This window comes from Amylibacter sp. IMCC11727 (assembly GCF_029854195.1).
GTDB lineage: Bacteria > Pseudomonadota > Alphaproteobacteria > Rhodobacterales > Rhodobacteraceae > Amylibacter.
Map to the genome: position 1 here is coordinate 1,301,658 of NZ_CP122960.1, position 17,235 is coordinate 1,318,892.

Below are 17,235 nucleotides of genomic sequence, written 5' to 3' on the forward strand. Positions count from 1 at the left end.
GTGTGGCATCCGTATGAACGCCACGTCCGATTAGCCAAATGTGAATTCAGCTTCTTTTTCAAACCCTGGCAGTGTGGGTGCTGCAGCAGAAAACGCACCGCGCCAGTCCATTCCGTTTTCGCGTTTCAGGCCGATTTTGCATTGGCCCATACCGCCTGTTTGACGAATGGCCACGATACGCCCGCCAACCTTAAGCTGGTCTAAAATGGCAGCTGGGATCGTTTCAGCGGCCCCTTGCAACACAATCACGCAATAAGGGCCGTGTTTCGCCGCTCCTTTGGCCAGTTCACCATGAACGACCATGGCGTTGTCCGCACCGTTCGCAGCCAACAATTCAGCGGCTTCGTTGGCCATCGCCTCGTCAGGTTCAACACCAACCACGGCTTCGGCCATTTTTGCCATCACCGCGGATGAATATCCGTACCCACAACCCAGATCGAGAACCAGTTCATCAGGTTGGATGTTCACAGCATCGAGCATTTTGGCAAATGTACGAGCATCCAGAATCACGCGTGAGCGATCCAGCGCGATATGCTCGCCCATGTAGGCGACAGATCGTTTGGCCGCTGGCACAAATTCTTCGCGTGGAACGGTCAAAAGCGCATCGATAATTGGGTATTTGGTCACGTCTGACGGGCGAACCTGACAATCAACCATTGTTGTGCGTGCTGCGGAAAAATCCATCATAGCAGGACCTTTGAATCATGTTTGTAAGCAGTTTGTACTTCTCTGCCATAATGCACGCTGCGCTGCAACGCCATAGGCCGCAAATTGCCGCGTTTATAGGGGTGATACGGATGACTGTGTGGTTTCCGTCGCGGGTGCGGACAATGGGATCGCACTGCCTGTGCTGGAATGCATGTATTCAAACGGTTTTTCGCCCTGCTTGCGTTGGGTGCGCAGCAAAAAGAATTTTCCAATACCTGCGCGCGATCCCACCATCGGTGCGCTTGCATCTGTTGGGAACCGCGATTGCCATCCTTTAGGCAGGCGCAGCCCATGTTTTTCGGCGTTTTCCCCCATCCAAATCAATGGAATGTTGGATAATTTGCGCGATGCGGGGTATTTCCAGACATGCCCGCCGATATCGGCATGGGCCCCTGTGAACCAGACTTGTTCCAAATGCCCCTGCCAGCCAGGGTCCACATCCCACAACACAGGGCGATAGGCCGTGCGATCTTCGTCGAGCGCCAATGCCTGATATCCAGATTTCACAGGCTCTGAGATATTGGTGGAATGAAACTCTGTTGCCATAGGGGCCAGATAGGTCAGGATCGGATAGGGCAGGCCAAGTGCTTTGACCGTGTCCCACACCCCAATCATTTCGATGGTCGTTGTGTCGTGACAATGGATAGATCGAAACGTACTTCGCGCCGCAGGACTGGCCTGCGATTCATAAAGCTGGAACGCAAATTGCAGTTTGTCCTTGGTGGCATTGTGACAGCGCAACAGACCCACCGTGCCAATCATTCCAGAAATGGAGCGCACCGCATAAGCCCCACGGGAAAAACCAAACAGATAAATCTTGTCGCCGGGGTTATAATTCTCGGCCAGTTGGGCATAACCGTCAAAGATCACCTGATTGATGCCCCAGCCCGAGGCAATCGTGACCCAGTTCCAAAACCCATGCCCTTGAATGCCAGGATGGTACCACAGCGTGCCGTCTTCGGGCCGATGCACCTCGCGCAGCAGTTTGTACAAAATCCCTGCGTTGGTTTCTTCGTTTTCGCTCAGGCGACTTTGTGTGCCGTCGATGATCAGAATATGGGCCCGCGGTGGGCGGCTGTGATCCGGGGGCGGGCGATCCCGATCCACCCGCGAAAGGGAGGATTTTAGCCGCGCGGTAAAGCGCCGCCATAGGGATTGGCGGTCGCTACTCATTTAGCCTCTTGCAGCCATGTCCACATCCGTAACGGCGTCACTGGCATGTCCACGTGATGAATGCCCTTGTCCCAAACCGCATCCTGCACGGCGTTCATCACCGCAGCAAGCGCACCAACCGTTCCTGCCTCGCCACAGCCTTTCATGCCAATTTCATTGGCCGTAGACGGAATCAGCTCTGCATGAAAATCCATCATCGGAACATCGCTGGCGCGGGGCATGCCGTAATCCATGAAGCTGCCCGTCAGCAGTTGGCCCATTTCATCGTAAACCGTGTGTTCTGTGATGGCTTGGCCAATGCCTTGGACCACACCGCCATGCACCTGCCCTTCGGCCAGCAACGGGTTAATCAGCAGACCAAAGTCATCGACCACAGTATATTTCACCACCTGCGTGTGGCCTGTCTGTTCGTCGATTTCCACCTCGCAGTAATGCGCCCCATTGGGGTAACTGCGCCCGGGCAGATCGTATTCAACGGAATGGTCGAGCAGATCATCCATGCCCTTTTCACGCGCCTTTTCAACCACTTGAGGCAGGGTAATTCTGCGATCCGTCCCAACAATGTTAAACGCGCCATTTGCAAAATCCATGTCATCGGCGCTCACTTCCAACGCGTGACTGGCCAGCGGTTTCAGTGTATCAATCACCAAATCAGAGGTCTTGAAAATGGAATTGCCCTGCATGGTCACAGACCGCGATCCCCCCGTGCCACCCCCAACAGGAATGGCATCGCTGTCCCCTTGAATGATGTTCACTTTCGCGGGATCCCAACCCGTCTTTTCGCACACCAATTGGGTGTATGCGGTTTCATGCCCTTGGCCGTTTGATTGTGTCCCCACATACAGGTTCATTACTTCATCGCCCGCAAATTCAATCCGTGTGGTTTCCTGCGGCGCGCCAAGGATGGATTCGATATAAAAGCACAGCCCCAATCCACGGATTTTCCCGTTCTTGGCGCTTTCGGCTTTGCGGGCATCAAACCCAGCGATATCCGCTTCGGCTTCTGCACGGGTCAATACTTTGTCAAAATCTCCCGTGTCATACAGTTCCCCTGCAAGCGAGGTGTAGGGCATCTGATCGGCGCGGATGAAATTCTTGCGCCGCAACTGGGATTGATCCATCCCAAACTGACGTGCGGCATGATCCATCAGCCGTTCAATCACATAAATCGCTTCGGGCCGCCCCGCACCGCGATAAGCATCGACGGGGGTCGTGTTGGTATAAACACCTTTGACCCCGAAAAAACCCTGCTGCACATCGTAAACCCCTGGAAACACCTTTTGGGCCAAGGTGGATTGGATGTTTTGCCCAAACCCACTGGAATAGGCGCCTAGGTTTGAAATGGAATTGATCCGAATGGCAATCAGCTTGTGATCCGCATCAAACGCGCCTTCGGCGAGCGTGGTCAAATCGCGACAGGCGTTGTCAGACAGCATTGCTTCGGATCGGTCCGGGTTCCAGCGCACTGGCTGGCCGAGTATTTTGGCCGCGAAAACCGCCATCATATATTCAGGGTAGGCATGCACCTTCATGCCAAACCCACCGCCCACATCAGGGTTGGTCACACGCACATTCTCTGCATCCACCTTAAACGCGCCAGCGATGGTGCGTTTCAGCCCCCAAACCCCTTGGCCCGAAAAACACAAATGCAGCTTATCGCCCTCGGCCTCTGCATAACAGGTGCGCGGTTCCATCGAATTGCAAATCACGCGGTTATGGACGATATCAAGACTGACCGTATGCGCCGCTGATTCAAACACCGCATCCGTGGCCGTCTCATCCCCGAACCCCCAGTCATAGGCAAGGTTATTGGGCGCTTCAGGGTGTAATTCTTCGCCGCCAAACGCCAGGTCCATCGTTGTGGGAAGATCATCGTAGTCTACCCAGATCAATTCCGCCGCATCGCGGGCCTGTTGCAGGGTTTCGGCCACCACCATGGCCACGGCTTCGCCCACAAAGCGCACCCGATTGCTGGCCAAAACTGGGCGATGTGGAATGGGCGCTGTCGTTCCATCGCGATTTTCCACAGGGATGCCTGACATTTTGTTGTCCATGACCCCTTCAAAATCTGCCGCCGTGTAAACCGCATGCACCCCATCGGCGGCCTTTGCTTCGTCCACATCAATGCTCGTGATGTCCGCATGGGCTACTTGGCTACGTACCACATACATATGCAACGCGCCTTCTGGTGCGATATCGTCGGTATAGCGCCCATGGCCTGTCACCAATCGCACATCTTCAACACGGGCAGCAGGTTGTGAAATTCCAAATTTTGCAGCGGGGATATTCATGTTGCGTCCTAAACACTGAGCTTTCCGCTAGGGTATTGCAATCTGAGCAGAGGTCCAGATCAAACGCCACGCAATTTCCCGTGTAATACGCAAAAAACGAACAAATTAGGGTCGGTTTTGGTTCGACAGACTGGCTCAGATTGGGCAGGGTAATAGCTCTAAACGAAGGACAAATGATGGACCACGTCAGCTTTACCGCCATGAAAGACGGCACCAAGGAAGATTACGAATTCCTGACGGAACATGAAACGGAATACACCAAAGGCACGGCAGATCGGCTGCTGCACGCGCTAGAGCATTTGGACGAAGGCCTCTCTGGGTATAAAATCACCCGTCTTGGCCATTCCGTTCAATCCGCCACCCGCGCGTGGCGCGATGGTGCGGATATCGACTGGATCGTTTCCGCGTTGCTGCACGACATCGGGGATATCTTTGCGCCCTATAACCACGATGAATATGCCGCCACGATCCTTAAACCTTTCGTGCGTGAACAATGCCGCTGGGTGGTGGAAACCCACGGGGATTTCCAGATGATTTATTATGGGGATAAAATCGAAGGCGGCGACCAACACAAACGCGACCGCCACAAAGGCCACCGCTTTTTCAACGATTGCGCCGAATTTTGCGAACGTTGGGATCAATCCAGTTTTGATCCCGAATACGACACACTGCCGCTCGATTTCTTTCGCGATATGGTGCGCGAAGTTTTTGCCCGCGATCCCTATGATCCTGCGGTCATGAGCGCGGCAGCACAGCCGTTAACAGATGCAAAACGCGCGGCAGAGCGCGCGGCCTAGCACCTTCTTTTATCCAAAAATATCCCCGCCGGAGGCTCCCAAACTTCCGGCAGGATCCTTAGCTCACAAAAAATGACGCGCAATCTCAGCGCTCGCCGCGTCAAGCGCACCAGACCCATGCTGGATGTTCATCGCTTTAAGCCCTGCATCAATTGTGCCAAGGGCTCCCATTAGCATCACAGGGTTTAAATGCCCCATATGCCCAATGCGCATGGCATTGTTCCAACCAGGCTGCCCAGGTTCTGCCAAACCCAACCCGATCCCCAGCGTTAGCCCAGCCTGATGTTCGCACCATTCACGCAAACGCCCGCATTCGTCATTCTGCGACAACACCGTTGTCACCGCTTGGGATCGTTTAGCAGGGTCTTTAATGTTCAATTCCAAACATCCCCATGCCTCAACTGCGGCCCAAACCGCACGGGACATGGTTAAATGGCGTGCCCACGCGGCCTCGATTCCTTCTTCATGCACAAGGATATTCAGCGCCTCGCGCAGTCCATACAGATGATGGGTCGGGGCTGTGCCGCAGAAATGCTGGTAATAGGCTTGGGGATTGGCGCGGGGATGCCAATCCCAATAGGGCGTTTTTAAATCCGCTTGGGCCTGCGCGGCGGCGGCCTTGTCGTTGAAAAACACAAATGACATGCCCGCAGGGGTCATGAGCCCTTTTTGACAGCCCGTCACCATCACATCGACGCCCCAGGCATCCATTTCAAACCGATCACAGCCCAAAGAGGCGATGCAATCTACCAAAAACAGGGCAGGGTGGTCCGCCGCATCGATGGCTTTGCGCAATGCGGGAATGTCGTTCTGCACCGACGTGGACGTATCTGTTTGCACGGTAAAGACGGCTTTAATCTTGTGGTTTGTATCTTCTTGCAAAGCTTTGGTCACAGCGGCGGGGTCCGCATCCGAGGTCGTGCCAAAATCCAGAATTTGGGTTTCAACACCCATGCCATTGGCCATTTCTCCCCAGCCTTCGCCAAAGCGGCCTGTGACCAGAACCAAAATCGTATCGCCTTTGGAACAGGTGTTGGCAATCGCGGCTTCCCACGCGCCATGCCCGTTTGAAATGTAAATTGCAGCGTTATGTTTGGTTTGTGCCACAGTTTTCAGATCAGGAAACAGGCTGTGCGTCAGGTCGATCAACTCGCCTTCATAAATGTTGGGGGATGGGCGGTGCATTGCGGCCATCACCCGTTCTGGCATGACCGAAGGGCCAGGAATGGAGAGCTGTTCGCGACCAAATTTCAGCGACATGTGGCACACTTTCATGAGAATTCGATGCCCAAGACCTAGACCCGCACGTCAAGAAGGTCAAAAGCAATTTCAGGTTATCATAGACAGGGGGGCGCAACATGGTACAAGGTCGGCCCCACTGGCCCTGCGGCTGTCATTTTAGAAGGCTTTAATGAGCGCATCTGAAACACCACGTTTGAACGCCCGTCAGGCCTATGGCCGATTGTGGCGTGATTGGCTCGCTCCATATTGGCCTGCGATGCTTTTGGCCCTGTTTTTTATGGTGATTGTGGCCTTTGCCACCGCTGGCTATGCCAAATTTATGGAATGGGTCATCGCCGCTCTGGAAACAGAAAATTTCACTGTCACATGGTGGGGGCCCGTTGGCATTATCGCGCTGACCTTTACCAAAGGACTGGGGCACTATTTGCAACAAGTGGTGCAAAATCGTGTGCTGAGTCGTGTTCAAGCCGAGATGCAAAAGCATATGTTCGATCGGCTGGTTTACATGGATTTGGCCCATCTTTTGGCCGAAGCCCCCGCTGCTTTGGCTGCTCGTTTTTCTGCAGATATCGAACTGGTGCGCCAAGCCTCGATCCTTGTGTTTGGCTCGGTGCGCGATGTTTTGACCTTGATCGCCGCAATTGTGGTGATGCTCTCTATTGATTGGGCCATGGCCATTGGGTTGGTGTTGGTCTTTGCACTGGCATTTGGCCCCATTGGAATCGCAGGCGCGCGCATTCGCCGAATTGCTGCAGAAACGCAGGGCGAAATCGCCCATATGACCGAAAACGTGAATGAAGGCCTGTCTGGCATTCGGATGGTGCGGACGTATCAGCTCGAAGAATGGCTTAAAGGATCATCAAACGGAGTGTTTGATAAACTTTATGGTTTGCGCGTGTCTTTGGTGAAATGGCAGGCGCTGATTACCCCGATGATCGAAGTTCTGGCAGGGGTCGCGATTGCCGTTTTGTTGTTCCTTGTGGCGTGGCGTTTGCAATCAGGGGCCATTGAACTGGCTGGGTTTATTGGCCTGATCACGGCGCTCGGCGTGGCGACAAACCCTGCGCGTAAACTTGGTGGCGCCTATGCTGTTGGTCTGCAAGGGATGGCGGCGCTTGAACGGGTTTATGCGCTTTATGATGCCGAAAATGACATTTCCGATGGGGACTTCGTTTATGAAAATGGCGCGCGTCCTAAAGGGGATATCGCATTCAAAAACGTCAGCTTTGTTTATCCTGATGGATATGCAGCCCTGCATGATATCAATCTGAACATCAAAGCGGGCAAAACATATGCTTTTGTCGGGCGCTCTGGCGCGGGGAAATCCACGATTTTCAACCTGCTGCCGCGTTTGTTTGACGCCACGCAAGGGCAGATCAGCATTGATGGCCGCGATATCACCCAGCACACGCTGTCATCCCTGCGCGATCAAATTTCGGTGGTATCCCAAGACAGCGTTCTGCTGACAGGCACGGTTCTGGAAAACATCGGTTTTGGCCGCGAAGGGGCTAACAAAGACGCCTGCATCGCCGCCGCCAAGGCCGCCGCAGCGGATGAGTTCATTACCGCGCTGCCCAAAGGCTATGAAACACACATCGACCCAACGAAAGCCAGCTTTTCAGGGGGGGAACGCCAACGCCTGTCCATTGCGCGCGCGATTTTGCGCGATGCGCCGATCCTGATGCTCGACGAGCCAACATCCGCTCTTGATGCCCAATCCGAAGCCGCCATTCGAACAGCACTCGATACACTGTCCAAGGATCGCACAACACTGGTGATTGCGCACCGCTTGGCCACGATTATGGATGCAGATCAGATTGTGGTGATGGATCACGGGCGCATTATTGACCAAGGCACGCACGAAGAATTGCTGGCGCGCGGCGGCATATACACCGAGCTTTATAACCTGCAATTCGACATGAAAGCCGAAAATAGAGATGGCCAGCGGGCGCGATCCTTTGCAGGCTCAAATCGGCGGCGTGGATTGATGGAAATGTTCGGGCGTTTCATGGGGTTTGGCAACCCGACAGATCCGCTTTAGGAATTGTTCACAGGCCCTAGTATTTCTTTGCAAGGGTTTCGGGGGACGCCCCCAGCAGATATTTGCCCAGCGTCAGCAGGTTCTTACTGCCACGTTTCAGGTATCCGTCCTGTTCATATTTCGCGGCGCTTGTTGTGGCTGTCGCAGGCAGTTGCACCAACTGGCGGCGTAATTTGCGCACCAAGGCCACATCTTCCATCAACGGGATATCTGGGTAGCCCCCAACGGAGCCGTAAAGCGAGGTCGAAATCAGCAAACCCTGATCCCCATATGGCAGCCCAAACAGGCGCGAGCGCAAATTGGCCCAACCCGCCGTGCGCTTGGCCGCCGGCGATGGGCTGTCAAAGGCCAGCTGAAAATACCCAGCCTTTTGCGATGTTGTAATGTGGTGGCGCACCACGCGCGGCCAATCCGCGGATAACTCCGTGTCAGCATGTACAATCAGCATCCACGGCGTTTTCACACTGCGCGCCGCAGTGGCCAGCTGCGTCCCACGCCCTGGATCACTGTCCACCAAACGCGCCCCAACATCATCCGCGATCTGCGCCGTGTCGTCCGTTGATCCTCCATCGGCAAACACCAGCTCCCCGATCAAACCAGCATCCACCCCGTGATACAGGCTCGCAAGCGTTGGCCCGAGCATCGGGGCCGCGTTCAGCGTGGGCAGAATAACAGTTAACGGTGCGGGCATTGGGGCGCTGGCCTTTGATGGGTTCAAGGTCTACATATCGGATCAAACGCCCAAGGGCGAGCAAGAGTATAAGGCGGCAAAATGGAACGCACGGTTTTACGGTTGTCTGGGTCCGATACCCATAAATTTCTAAACGATTTGGTCACAAATGATCTGTCAGGGCTGAAAGACGGGCTTGTTTATGCAGCGATTTTAACGCCGCAAGGCAAGTATCTGTTTGATTTCTTTTTGGCCACTGACGGGGATGCCATTCTGCTGGATGTTGCGGCGGCACGGGCGCAAGCGCTGGCACAGCGACTGACTATGTACAAACTGCGTGCGGATGTAACCATCGAAGACAGCGGCTTGCATGTGCATCGCGGTTTAGGGGCGGCACCTGATGGTGCTCTGGCGGACCCACGCCACGCTGCGCTCGGGTGGCGCATGTTTGCAGATGTGGCCCAGCAAGGGGATAACGTGGATTGGGATGCCATTCGCGTGGCGCACTGTATCCCCGAAACGGGTGTGGAACTTATTGCGGATGGATCGTTCATTCTGGAATGTGGGTTTGAACGGTTGAACGGTGTTGATTTTCGCAAAGGCTGTTATGTGGGCCAAGAGGTAACGGCGCGCATGAAACACAAAACTGAACTGCGCAAGGGACTGGTGCGTGTTGATGTGGACGGTTCTGCGGACGTGGGAACAGAGATTATGGCCAATGACAAAGTGGCGGGCACACTGTTCACACAGGCGAACGGTCAGGGCATCGCCTATCTGCGGTTTGATCGGGCAAACGGTGAGATGCGCGCAGGGAGGGCCGCAATCACCTGGTCCAAAGACTAACCAAACCCTAACGTCGACACGTCTATTTGGACGTGTCGACGTTAGGGAATTGTTAAGATTTATGACACGGGGACGCCGTGCAGCGACTGCGACACTTATTCAAAATTTCAGCTAAATCTAAACGGCTTAGTCGTTGCGGACCAGTTTGCAGAAGCGATCAAAAACCTGTTCGTTGGCGGCAATAACAGTGCCGTCATCAATCGGGTTGCTACCCTTTTCCATACTGTCGATCAGGCCACCGGCCTCTTTTACCAACAACAAACCAGCAGCCATATCCCAAGGTTTCAGGTTGCGCTCCCAAAACCCGTCGTACCGACCCGCAGCCGTATACGCCAGATCGAGCGATGCTGCACCCCAACGGCGCACACCCGCACAACCGGGCAGGATACGGGCCAAATCTGCCAGTGTTTCTGGCAGATCAGACCGTCCCGCAAACGGCAAGCCCGTTGCAAAAATCATCTGAATCATGTCGCGGCGGCCAGACACCCGCAGACGACGATCGTTCATCCACGCACCAGCGCCTTTTTCAGCGGCAAACAATTCTTCCCCTGCAGGGTTAAACACCACGGCGGCAACGATTTCGCCTTTGTGCTCCAGCGCAATGGAAATCGCCCAATGGGGCAGGCCGTGCAAAAAGTTGGTTGTCCCATCCAGCGGATCCACGATCCAGCGCCGTGTGGGGTCATCCCCAGCAATCTCTTTGCTTTCTTCTGCCAACCAGCCGTAATTCGGGCGGGCTTCCATCAGCTCTTCTTTCAGAATCTCTTCGGCTTTCAGGTCCGCTTTGGACACGAAATCACCAGGACCCTTGGTGCTGACTTGCAGGTTTTCCACCTCGCCAAAGTCGCGCATCAAAGAGCGGCCAGCGCGACGCGCGGCTTTGATCATAATATTAATATTTGCAGACATTTGCGACATGGGAGCAGTCCTGTAGCTGGGGTTGGCTGCTCTTTATGCCGCTGCGTGCAGGATGCCAAGCAAATTTTAATCGTTGGCCTGTCTGTCGCGCGTGATCATCACAAAATCGCGCATATAGCCGTTGTCCACCTCACTGGATCGGATCGCCGCATACAACCGCCGCGTTAACCCATTCGGCGTCAGCGGTTTGGCCACAAAATCATGCCCGTATTTTTCCTCTGCAATCACCCAATCTGGCAAAACTGCCACCCCACGGCCAGAGGCAACAAGCAGCATGATAACTGCGGTCAATTCAACCTGGCGCAAGGATTTGGGTTCCACGCGGGCAGGGGTCAGCAGCTCGGTAAACACATCAAGGCGTGTTTTATCAACGGGGTACGTGATCAGCGCCTCATCGCGAAAATCTTCCGCCTCAACAAAGGATTTCTCTGCCAGCGGATGGTTTCGGGCGCAGACAAATGTGGGTGCGTAATCCAACAGCGGGATAAATTCGACCCCGTCCAAATCTTCGGGATCGGCGGAAATCACCAAATCCACCTCTTCACGCTGCAAAGCGGGCAAGGCATCAAACGCAAGCCCTGGGCGAATATCCACATCCACATTGGGCCAGGTTTTGCGAAATTCTTCAAGCACGGGAAACAGCCATTCAAAACACGCGTGACATTCAATGGCAATGTGCATGCGGCCTGCTTTGCCTGCAATCAGATCGGCAAAGTCATCTTCTAAGGCGTCAATTTGGGGCAGCACTTTTTCTGCGAGTTTCAACAGCTTATGCCCTGCTTTGGACAGTTTCAGCGGCTTTGACCGGCGCAAGAACAGCTCCATCCCGACCTGTTCTTCCAAGGCTTTAATCTGATGGGATAGGGCGGATTGCGTAACATTCAAAACCTCGGCCGCGCGGGCTAGGCCGCCTTGCTCGTGAATGGCGCGGATGGAGCGCAGATGGCGAAATTCAAGATACATGATGGGCTCAATATGAATGGTTCGCGTATTTATTATTAGAATTATGAATTTGATTCAATCATATTTCTGGTGTCCTTGGACAGGGCAAACCATGAAAGAGACCCGCCATGCCCCGTGACTTCGATTTATCCTTTGAATTTTTCCCACCCAAGTCTTTGGACGCCAGCTTTCGTCTGTGGGCAGCGGTAGAAACCTTGCAGGTATTTTCCCCCGATTTCATGTCCATCACATATGGTGCGGGCGGCTCCACACGGGATCTGACCTGTTCTGCGGCGGGTGTGATCGCAAAAAACTACGGTGTGCCTGTGGCAGGGCACCTGACTTGTGTGAATGCCAGCACAGACGAAACCCTGTCCGTGGCACGGGCCTATGCGGCCAAAGGCATTCGGCGCATCGTTGCACTGCGCGGTGATGGAACGGGCCCAAATGGCCAGTTTTCCCCTCATGCGGATGGATTTGCAGGTTCGGTTGACCTGATCGCGGCGCTCAAATCTCTTGGAGATTTTGACATCACGGTCGCGGCTTATCCCAATCGCCACCCAGATGCAGGGTCTGACACAGCAGATGTGGATCATCTAAAGGCCAAATTCGATGCTGGGGCGGATCGCGCCATCACACAATTTTTCTTTGAGTCAGAGGATTTCCTGCGCTTTCGCGATAAATGCGCGGCGGCAGGCATTCACCAACCGATTGTGCCTGGCGTTCTGCCTATCGAAAATTGGGCCAAAGCCCGTAAGTTTGCGAAAGGCTGCGCCATCCCAATCCCATCTTGGTTGGAAGAAGGCTTTCGTCATGCCAAGGCTGCGGATACCGAACGCCTGTTCGCAACGGCTCTTTGCACAGAATTGTGTGACGACCTGCTGCGCGAAGGGGTGACGGGGCTGCATTTTTACACGCTTAACGATCCAACACTCAGCGCAGATGTGTGTCGCGCCCTTGGCAGAACGCCGCGTCATTTGGCTCTGCAAGCCACCGCTTGATCCTTGAAGGATAAGGGCGCTTGGCCGTAGGCTCTGGCAAAGACCAAAATGCCGGAGCCAACTCATGCGTGATCTAAAACCTGCCAAATCCCCTGCGGACTTCCCAAAGCCCGAAGACGTGGCAAATTGGACAGGATTGGAATACCTGCAAAAAACCCTCACAGGCGAAGTGGCCGCACCCCCCATCGCGGGCCTGATGAATTTCCGACTGGAAAGCATCGAAGAGGGCCGCGCGGTGTTTCGCGGTATCCCAAAATTTGAATCCGCCAATCCGATGGGAACCACCCACGGCGGCTGGTACGGCGCGATCCTCGACAGTGTTATGGCTTGCGCCATCATGTCGAAAATCGGCAAGGGCCAAAGCTATACAACCTTGGAATACAAGGTAAATATCGTGCGCCCCGTGCCCGAAGGCATGGAGGTTGAAGCCGTGAGCGTGGCAGGGCATGTGGGGCGATCCACAGGTGTGGCAGATGCCGAAATGCGTGGTCTGAAAGATGGTAAATTATATGCCACGGCTTCGACAACCTGCATGCGCGTCGTGTGACGCGGTTTTTGGAATTTGGATATTTTTAGCCAAAAGAAGATACGGACAGTGCATCAATCCGCAGGAAACGCCCCTAGATCAATCAGCGTTTCTGTGAGCATGGATTTTAGCGTGTCGTCCAATGTTGGACTGCACACATAAGGCAGGCCTTTGCGCGCTTGGGTCCAGCCGATGACGCGTACATTTTTTGCAGCTTCATCAAACCGTTGCACCAAATCCCATGTGCGGCAATCAATGGCCGCGATGTCGGCTTCGCCATCTGCCACCATCTGTACGGAATGACGGTGGCTGCCAGAATGCAGCCCCTTGCCATAAAACGCTTTGCGCTCCCCGGTTTGTGCGGTCACATCAGCGGTGATGCTCAGATATCCAGACAAAGACACCCGATCGTTAAACGCCAGCCGCTTGCCGACCATCGCGTCAAGGGGCAGGGTTGGGGCTCCGTCACGCGGGGGAATCACATTTGTCCCGCGCCCCGTAGCAATAATGGCAGAGCGATAAAGCGGACCCATCCCCCCAGTATAGGCCGAAAAATCAGGTTGCGCCAAAATATGCAAGTCAGGGGCCACACCACAGGATATCGGCCCCCAGCAGGTTTGGGAAAACATCAGGCGTGGATGCCGCAACAGCGCATCTGTCTCTTCTTCTGTAGTGGGGCGGTGGAAATCCACCAACGGGTCTGCCCCGCGTTTGCGCAACCCATCAAGGATCGCATGCCACAGCGTATCTGTGTCCTCCCGTATTTCGGGCAGGTCATACATGGGCAATGCAGCGCGGTAGCGGGTCACTCGGTCTCCTTACTCCGATGCCAAGCCGGATGGGCGACAGGTTCTTTGGCAATTAGAGCATAGGATTGGAACAATTTCCAGTAATTGGGGAAAACATACCCGTGATTGAGCGCCAACCAGCGTTCGCGATCCTGCGCGTACAAACGTGGAAGATCATACCATGGGGCCGTTGGGTTTTGGTGGTGAACCAAGTGTAAGTTGTTGTTCAGAAAAAGAAAGCTTAGGGGCGAGCGTTCTACAATCAGGGTGCGCCCTTCGGGGGTTTCATGCCACTGGTGTTCGGCAAATGTGCGCAAGGAAATGATCGCCGCGCCACCGTAACAGGCGGTCACAAGATAAAGCCAAAGCGGAATTTCAAACACATACACGACGCAAAAGATCACGGGTACAAGCCCGATCAGGTGTAAAATCCATGCGCGAATGACAGCAAAGTCACCGCGCAACATGGCCCGGCTATCGCCCAATATCAGCGCCACCGTTGACATAATCGGCCCTAAGATCAGTCGTCCAACTAAGGTGTTTGACAAGCCCAGCAGTCCTTTGAACCAGCGCGGAAAGGACTCATAGACATAAAGCGCACGATAATAGCTTTCGGGATCGTCAAACGGATCCGTCAGGCGATCATCAGCGTGATGGTTAAGGTGCATTTTACGATAACGATGAAACGGCCAAATCAACCCGACATTCATAAACACCAGCGCAGCATTCAGGCGCGCGTTTCGGGTGGGGTGGCCGTGGATCACCTCATGCACCAATGAGGAATGCAGCGCGTTCAGCACCGCCATGCCAAAGAGGGCGAGCGTGGCAGACAAAGGGAACACAAACATACCAGTCGCAAACCACATGCCATAAGTTGCCACAATCAAGGCAAGCGTTGGCCATTCAATTCGCAAAGTGTTGGGTTTCATGGTGTCTTTCGATGATGCGGGCAGGTGAAATGTCGCCCTGCATGGGCTCAAAAAACGCGAATATGTCGATTGAAGCAACCGAATTTGCGACGTTTCTTGTCGAAACGCGGACGAAACGGGGATTAATCGTTGTCCGACAATCCCGCACCAGCCCCTGCCAGTCGGGATGCCTCGGTCGCGGGAGCATAGGTTTTATGCTCCCACGTACCCAGCCGCGCCCAAGCCTCTGCCGGGGCCGCACGTCGGTCAACTGGGGTCAGGCGATCTCCCATAGGGGCATCTTTGTGGCGCAGCATGGCAACAGGGCCATCCATGCACGGCGTGTCGCAGTACATGGCTTCTGCTGTGGCGAAATACGTGCCTGTACCGATGGTCAGTTGGATGGTGTTTTGTGTGATTTTGCCCAGTTCCGCCGCAAAAGACAGCAACAGGATCGGGCTTTGCACGGTTTCAAATGTGATGGCGCGGTTAAATGGCGCATCACACAGCCGCGTGCCAATATAGATCGGGCAGGTGTCTGGGTCGCCGTGATCGAGCAGATCAGCCAGCGCGGAGATGCTGTCTATGCCGTGGTCCCACAGCCACGCCGTGGCGCGGCCTGCTTCATCGGCCAAGCCCCAGCTGTAACCAGCACCTTTGGCCGCTTTGCGCCCCGTGGCGGTGATTTCGCTTAAGGACGGGATCATGATGGCAGCGCAGGATAGAACCAGTCATCGGCCGCATTGGCCAAATCTTGGGGGTAGGGGGCGCCAGCAAACATATTGATCCGAACCCAGCGATCAGAACGGGGATCAAAGTGTTTAGCCCCGAAAAACGACAGTTTGAACCGCAGCATATCAATGGGCAACATTTTCGCGCAAATCGTGTTGTCGCGAATCTCCGCATAGGGATATTTCGCCGCAATCTGCACACGCCGCGCCGCATGACGATGTTCAGGATAGGCCAGTAGGATTTCGGCGATTGTCACGTCTTTGTCTTTGCTTTCAAGGCATTGAGCAAAGCGGAATACATCGCGCAACGGGCTGAGCGGTTGCTCATAATCGGCGATGTCGTCTTCTTCGAACCGTTCGCCCAAACGGGGCTCCAGTTTTTCTTCAGACACGTACCAAACGCGGGCGTTGTGGCTGTTTTCGTCCCAATCGAGCGTGTCCGCCCAGCCGTAAATCTGTTCGATCTGTGCCAGCACATCGCCTGCTTTCACATCGCCTTTGATGCGGAAATCAAGGGATTCGTCGGCGGACATGCAATCAGACAATTCATCGACGAATTCGGGATGGCATTCGATCAGCAGCGACACCACCAATTCGCAGCCCTCTTCGGACAGGTTTTCTTCACCCCAACAATAAATTGCGTCCCAAGACACAATCGGACCTGCATTCAGAAATCCGTGCAGCGCATCCAAATCACTGCGCAACGCCGCGAGCTTTTCGATCTGTAGCGGGTGTTCAGAATGCCAGAGCTGCCAATTCAAATCCGCGCGTATCACCAAATCAGCAAAGCGGGCTTGATCATCTTGCGTGAACGACGTCAGTGTGCGCACACGAGACAGGGCTTCTTCTTTGCTGGCCACCCAATTGTTCAGCAAAATCGGGTGGTTTAAAATGAACGGAGCCATGCCAAGGCCCGTGGAGTTGCCGATGCCAAATTGTCTGCGCATATTAGGGTCAATCGGAACAGCTGTATCGCCGCCTTTGGCGCGAGCCATATGCTCTACAAGGTCCATCACGAAGGTTCGCGTCAAATACACCGACAACATTTCAGATTGAAACGGCGCGGTGAATTCGGGCCGATCCGCGATGTCTTGGCGATCCGCCGCGCCAAACTTACCAGACCCGTAAACGGCGGTGGTGCGCATCAAATAGCCCACATCATTAACCATCTGTGCATCAGGCTGTTCGCCGTTTGCAAGGCGATCCACCACATGGGCCCACAGGCGCACAGAACGGTTGGCGCGGCTCAGGGATAGCTCGCTTTGTGAAATACGGCCCGCTTCTTGCAAAGGTACGTTTTGTGATAGTCTTTGCACATCATCTGCCGTTGGAATGCCATCAAACAGCGTAAATGTGCAGTCCCATGCCTCCGCAATCACGCGATCCGAACGCAGTTCTGCGGGTAAATCATGGGCAAAGGCCACTAACGAGTAAGCCCGTGTCGGAGTGTGCGCTGTGTACACTGCATGGCCCACGCCGTTGCCATCAATGTTGAATTCTGTGGGCTCAACACGCCAATTTTCGCGCTGCATACGCCGCATCAAAATCCGCATGAACGACAGACGATGCGCATGGGCCGATCCCATACGCGACAGTTTCATCACTTGGGAGGCAGGGCGCAGCGGAATTTTATGGACGTGGGTTTCTTCCATCATA

General features: G+C 54.5%; 16 protein-coding genes. 5 read left to right on the top strand and 11 right to left on the bottom strand.

What is annotated here, in order from left to right; all coding sequences use genetic code 11:
• Positions 1 to 30: 30 nt before the first annotated feature.
• From QBD29_RS06705 to QBD29_RS06715, 3 genes are all read right to left on the bottom strand, one after another.
• Positions 31 to 687: a protein-L-isoaspartate O-methyltransferase gene (locus QBD29_RS06705; RefSeq protein WP_280100524.1), complete on the bottom strand. Its 657-nt coding sequence runs from the start codon at positions 685 to 687 to the stop codon at positions 31 to 33.
• Between the two features lie 93 nt (positions 688 to 780).
• On the bottom strand, positions 781 to 1,881 hold the full coding sequence (locus QBD29_RS06710) for a DUF2235 domain-containing protein (RefSeq protein ID WP_280100525.1): 1,101 nt from the start codon (positions 1,879 to 1,881) through the stop codon (positions 781 to 783).
• Entirely contained in the window at positions 1,878 to 4,172 is a 2,295-nt protein-coding gene (locus tag QBD29_RS06715) for a xanthine dehydrogenase family protein molybdopterin-binding subunit (RefSeq protein WP_280100526.1), read from the bottom strand. The genes QBD29_RS06710 and QBD29_RS06715 overlap by 4 nt, the downstream gene beginning before the upstream one ends.
• Positions 4,173 to 4,348: 176 nt before the next feature.
• Between QBD29_RS06715 and QBD29_RS06720 the strand changes: the two genes are divergently transcribed.
• Entirely contained in the window at positions 4,349 to 4,969 is a 621-nt protein-coding gene (locus tag QBD29_RS06720; protein ID WP_280100936.1) for a peptidase, read from the top strand.
• A gap of 63 nt (positions 4,970 to 5,032) precedes the next feature.
• On the opposite strand, the gene QBD29_RS06725 is transcribed toward QBD29_RS06720, so the two are convergent.
• Positions 5,033 to 6,229 (bottom strand): aminotransferase class V-fold PLP-dependent enzyme, encoded by a 1,197-nt coding sequence (locus tag QBD29_RS06725; RefSeq protein ID WP_280100527.1) that lies wholly within the window; start codon positions 6,227 to 6,229, stop codon positions 5,033 to 5,035.
• Positions 6,230 to 6,380: 151 nt separating this feature from the next.
• Here QBD29_RS06725 and QBD29_RS06730 point away from each other — a divergent pair, with 151 nt between their 5' ends.
• Positions 6,381 to 8,252: an ABC transporter ATP-binding protein gene (locus QBD29_RS06730; RefSeq protein WP_280100528.1), complete on the top strand. Its 1,872-nt coding sequence runs from the start codon at positions 6,381 to 6,383 to the stop codon at positions 8,250 to 8,252.
• Positions 8,253 to 8,268: 16 nt separating this feature from the next.
• Here QBD29_RS06730 and QBD29_RS06735 read toward each other — a convergent pair whose 3' ends face one another.
• Positions 8,269 to 8,943 carry a TIGR04283 family arsenosugar biosynthesis glycosyltransferase gene (locus tag QBD29_RS06735; protein WP_280100529.1) on the bottom strand — a complete coding sequence of 225 codons (675 nt, stop codon included), beginning with the start codon at positions 8,941 to 8,943 and terminating at the stop codon, positions 8,269 to 8,271.
• Between the two features lie 81 nt (positions 8,944 to 9,024).
• On the opposite strand from QBD29_RS06735, the gene QBD29_RS06740 reads away from it, so the two are divergent.
• On the top strand, positions 9,025 to 9,765 hold the full coding sequence (locus tag QBD29_RS06740) for a folate-binding protein (RefSeq protein WP_280100530.1): 741 nt from the start codon (positions 9,025 to 9,027) through the stop codon (positions 9,763 to 9,765).
• 126 nt (positions 9,766 to 9,891) lie between these two features.
• On the opposite strand, the gene QBD29_RS06745 is transcribed toward QBD29_RS06740, so the two are convergent.
• Entirely contained in the window at positions 9,892 to 10,683 is a 792-nt protein-coding gene (locus QBD29_RS06745; protein ID WP_280100531.1) for an inositol monophosphatase family protein, read from the bottom strand.
• Between the two features lie 66 nt (positions 10,684 to 10,749).
• Positions 10,750 to 11,646 (bottom strand): LysR family transcriptional regulator, encoded by an 897-nt coding sequence (locus tag QBD29_RS06750; protein ID WP_280100532.1) that lies wholly within the window; start codon positions 11,644 to 11,646, stop codon positions 10,750 to 10,752.
• Positions 11,647 to 11,753: 107 nt separating this feature from the next.
• On the opposite strand from QBD29_RS06750, the gene metF reads away from it, so the two are divergent.
• Both metF and QBD29_RS06760 read left to right on the top strand, forming a co-directional pair.
• The gene (metF, locus tag QBD29_RS06755) at positions 11,754 to 12,626 is read left to right on the top strand and encodes a methylenetetrahydrofolate reductase [NAD(P)H] (RefSeq protein ID WP_280100533.1); all 873 of its coding nucleotides are present in this window, start codon (positions 11,754 to 11,756) and stop codon (positions 12,624 to 12,626) included.
• Between the two features lie 64 nt (positions 12,627 to 12,690).
• Positions 12,691 to 13,173, top strand: a complete 483-nt coding sequence (locus QBD29_RS06760; RefSeq protein WP_280100534.1) for a PaaI family thioesterase — start codon at positions 12,691 to 12,693, stop codon at positions 13,171 to 13,173.
• A gap of 53 nt (positions 13,174 to 13,226) precedes the next feature.
• Here QBD29_RS06760 and QBD29_RS06765 read toward each other — a convergent pair whose 3' ends face one another.
• The 4 genes from QBD29_RS06765 to QBD29_RS06780 all read right to left on the bottom strand — a co-directional run bounded on the left by QBD29_RS06765 (position 13,227) and on the right by QBD29_RS06780 (position 17,234).
• Positions 13,227 to 13,961, bottom strand: a complete 735-nt coding sequence (locus tag QBD29_RS06765) for a PhnD/SsuA/transferrin family substrate-binding protein (protein ID WP_280100535.1) — start codon at positions 13,959 to 13,961, stop codon at positions 13,227 to 13,229.
• Positions 13,958 to 14,869: a fatty acid desaturase gene (locus tag QBD29_RS06770; RefSeq protein WP_280100536.1), complete on the bottom strand. Its 912-nt coding sequence runs from the start codon at positions 14,867 to 14,869 to the stop codon at positions 13,958 to 13,960. Before QBD29_RS06770 ends, QBD29_RS06765 begins: the two co-directional genes overlap by 4 nt.
• Before the next feature lie 122 nt (positions 14,870 to 14,991).
• Positions 14,992 to 15,555 carry a DUF3726 domain-containing protein gene (locus QBD29_RS06775; RefSeq protein WP_280100537.1) on the bottom strand — a complete coding sequence of 188 codons (564 nt, stop codon included), beginning with the start codon at positions 15,553 to 15,555 and terminating at the stop codon, positions 14,992 to 14,994.
• Positions 15,552 to 17,234 carry a hypothetical protein gene (locus QBD29_RS06780; RefSeq protein WP_280100538.1) on the bottom strand — a complete coding sequence of 561 codons (1,683 nt, stop codon included), beginning with the start codon at positions 17,232 to 17,234 and terminating at the stop codon, positions 15,552 to 15,554. Before QBD29_RS06780 ends, QBD29_RS06775 begins: the two co-directional genes overlap by 4 nt.
• Between the last annotated feature and the right edge of the window lies 1 nt (position 17,235).

Coding starts and splice junctions, on each gene's coding strand:
- QBD29_RS06705 (WP_280100524.1), bottom strand. CDS start 687: ATGATGGATTTTTCCGCAGCACGCACAACAATGGTTGATTGTCAGGTT.
- QBD29_RS06710 (WP_280100525.1), bottom strand. CDS start 1,881: ATGAGTAGCGACCGCCAATCCCTATGGCGGCGCTTTACCGCGCGGCTA.
- QBD29_RS06715 (WP_280100526.1), bottom strand. CDS start 4,172: ATGAATATCCCCGCTGCAAAATTTGGAATTTCACAACCTGCTGCCCGT.
- QBD29_RS06720 (WP_280100936.1), top strand. CDS start 4,349: ATGGACCACGTCAGCTTTACCGCCATGAAAGACGGCACCAAGGAAGAT.
- QBD29_RS06725 (WP_280100527.1), bottom strand. CDS start 6,229: ATGTCGCTGAAATTTGGTCGCGAACAGCTCTCCATTCCTGGCCCTTCG.
- QBD29_RS06730 (WP_280100528.1), top strand. CDS start 6,381: ATGAGCGCATCTGAAACACCACGTTTGAACGCCCGTCAGGCCTATGGC.
- QBD29_RS06735 (WP_280100529.1), bottom strand. CDS start 8,943: ATGCCCGCACCGTTAACTGTTATTCTGCCCACGCTGAACGCGGCCCCG.
- QBD29_RS06740 (WP_280100530.1), top strand. CDS start 9,025: ATGGAACGCACGGTTTTACGGTTGTCTGGGTCCGATACCCATAAATTT.
- QBD29_RS06745 (WP_280100531.1), bottom strand. CDS start 10,683: ATGTCGCAAATGTCTGCAAATATTAATATTATGATCAAAGCCGCGCGT.
- QBD29_RS06750 (WP_280100532.1), bottom strand. CDS start 11,646: ATGTATCTTGAATTTCGCCATCTGCGCTCCATCCGCGCCATTCACGAG.
- metF (WP_280100533.1), top strand. CDS start 11,754: ATGCCCCGTGACTTCGATTTATCCTTTGAATTTTTCCCACCCAAGTCT.
- QBD29_RS06760 (WP_280100534.1), top strand. CDS start 12,691: ATGCGTGATCTAAAACCTGCCAAATCCCCTGCGGACTTCCCAAAGCCC.
- QBD29_RS06770 (WP_280100536.1), bottom strand. CDS start 14,869: ATGAAACCCAACACTTTGCGAATTGAATGGCCAACGCTTGCCTTGATT.
- QBD29_RS06775 (WP_280100537.1), bottom strand. CDS start 15,555: ATGATCCCGTCCTTAAGCGAAATCACCGCCACGGGGCGCAAAGCGGCC.
- QBD29_RS06780 (WP_280100538.1), bottom strand. CDS start 17,234: ATGATGGAAGAAACCCACGTCCATAAAATTCCGCTGCGCCCTGCCTCC.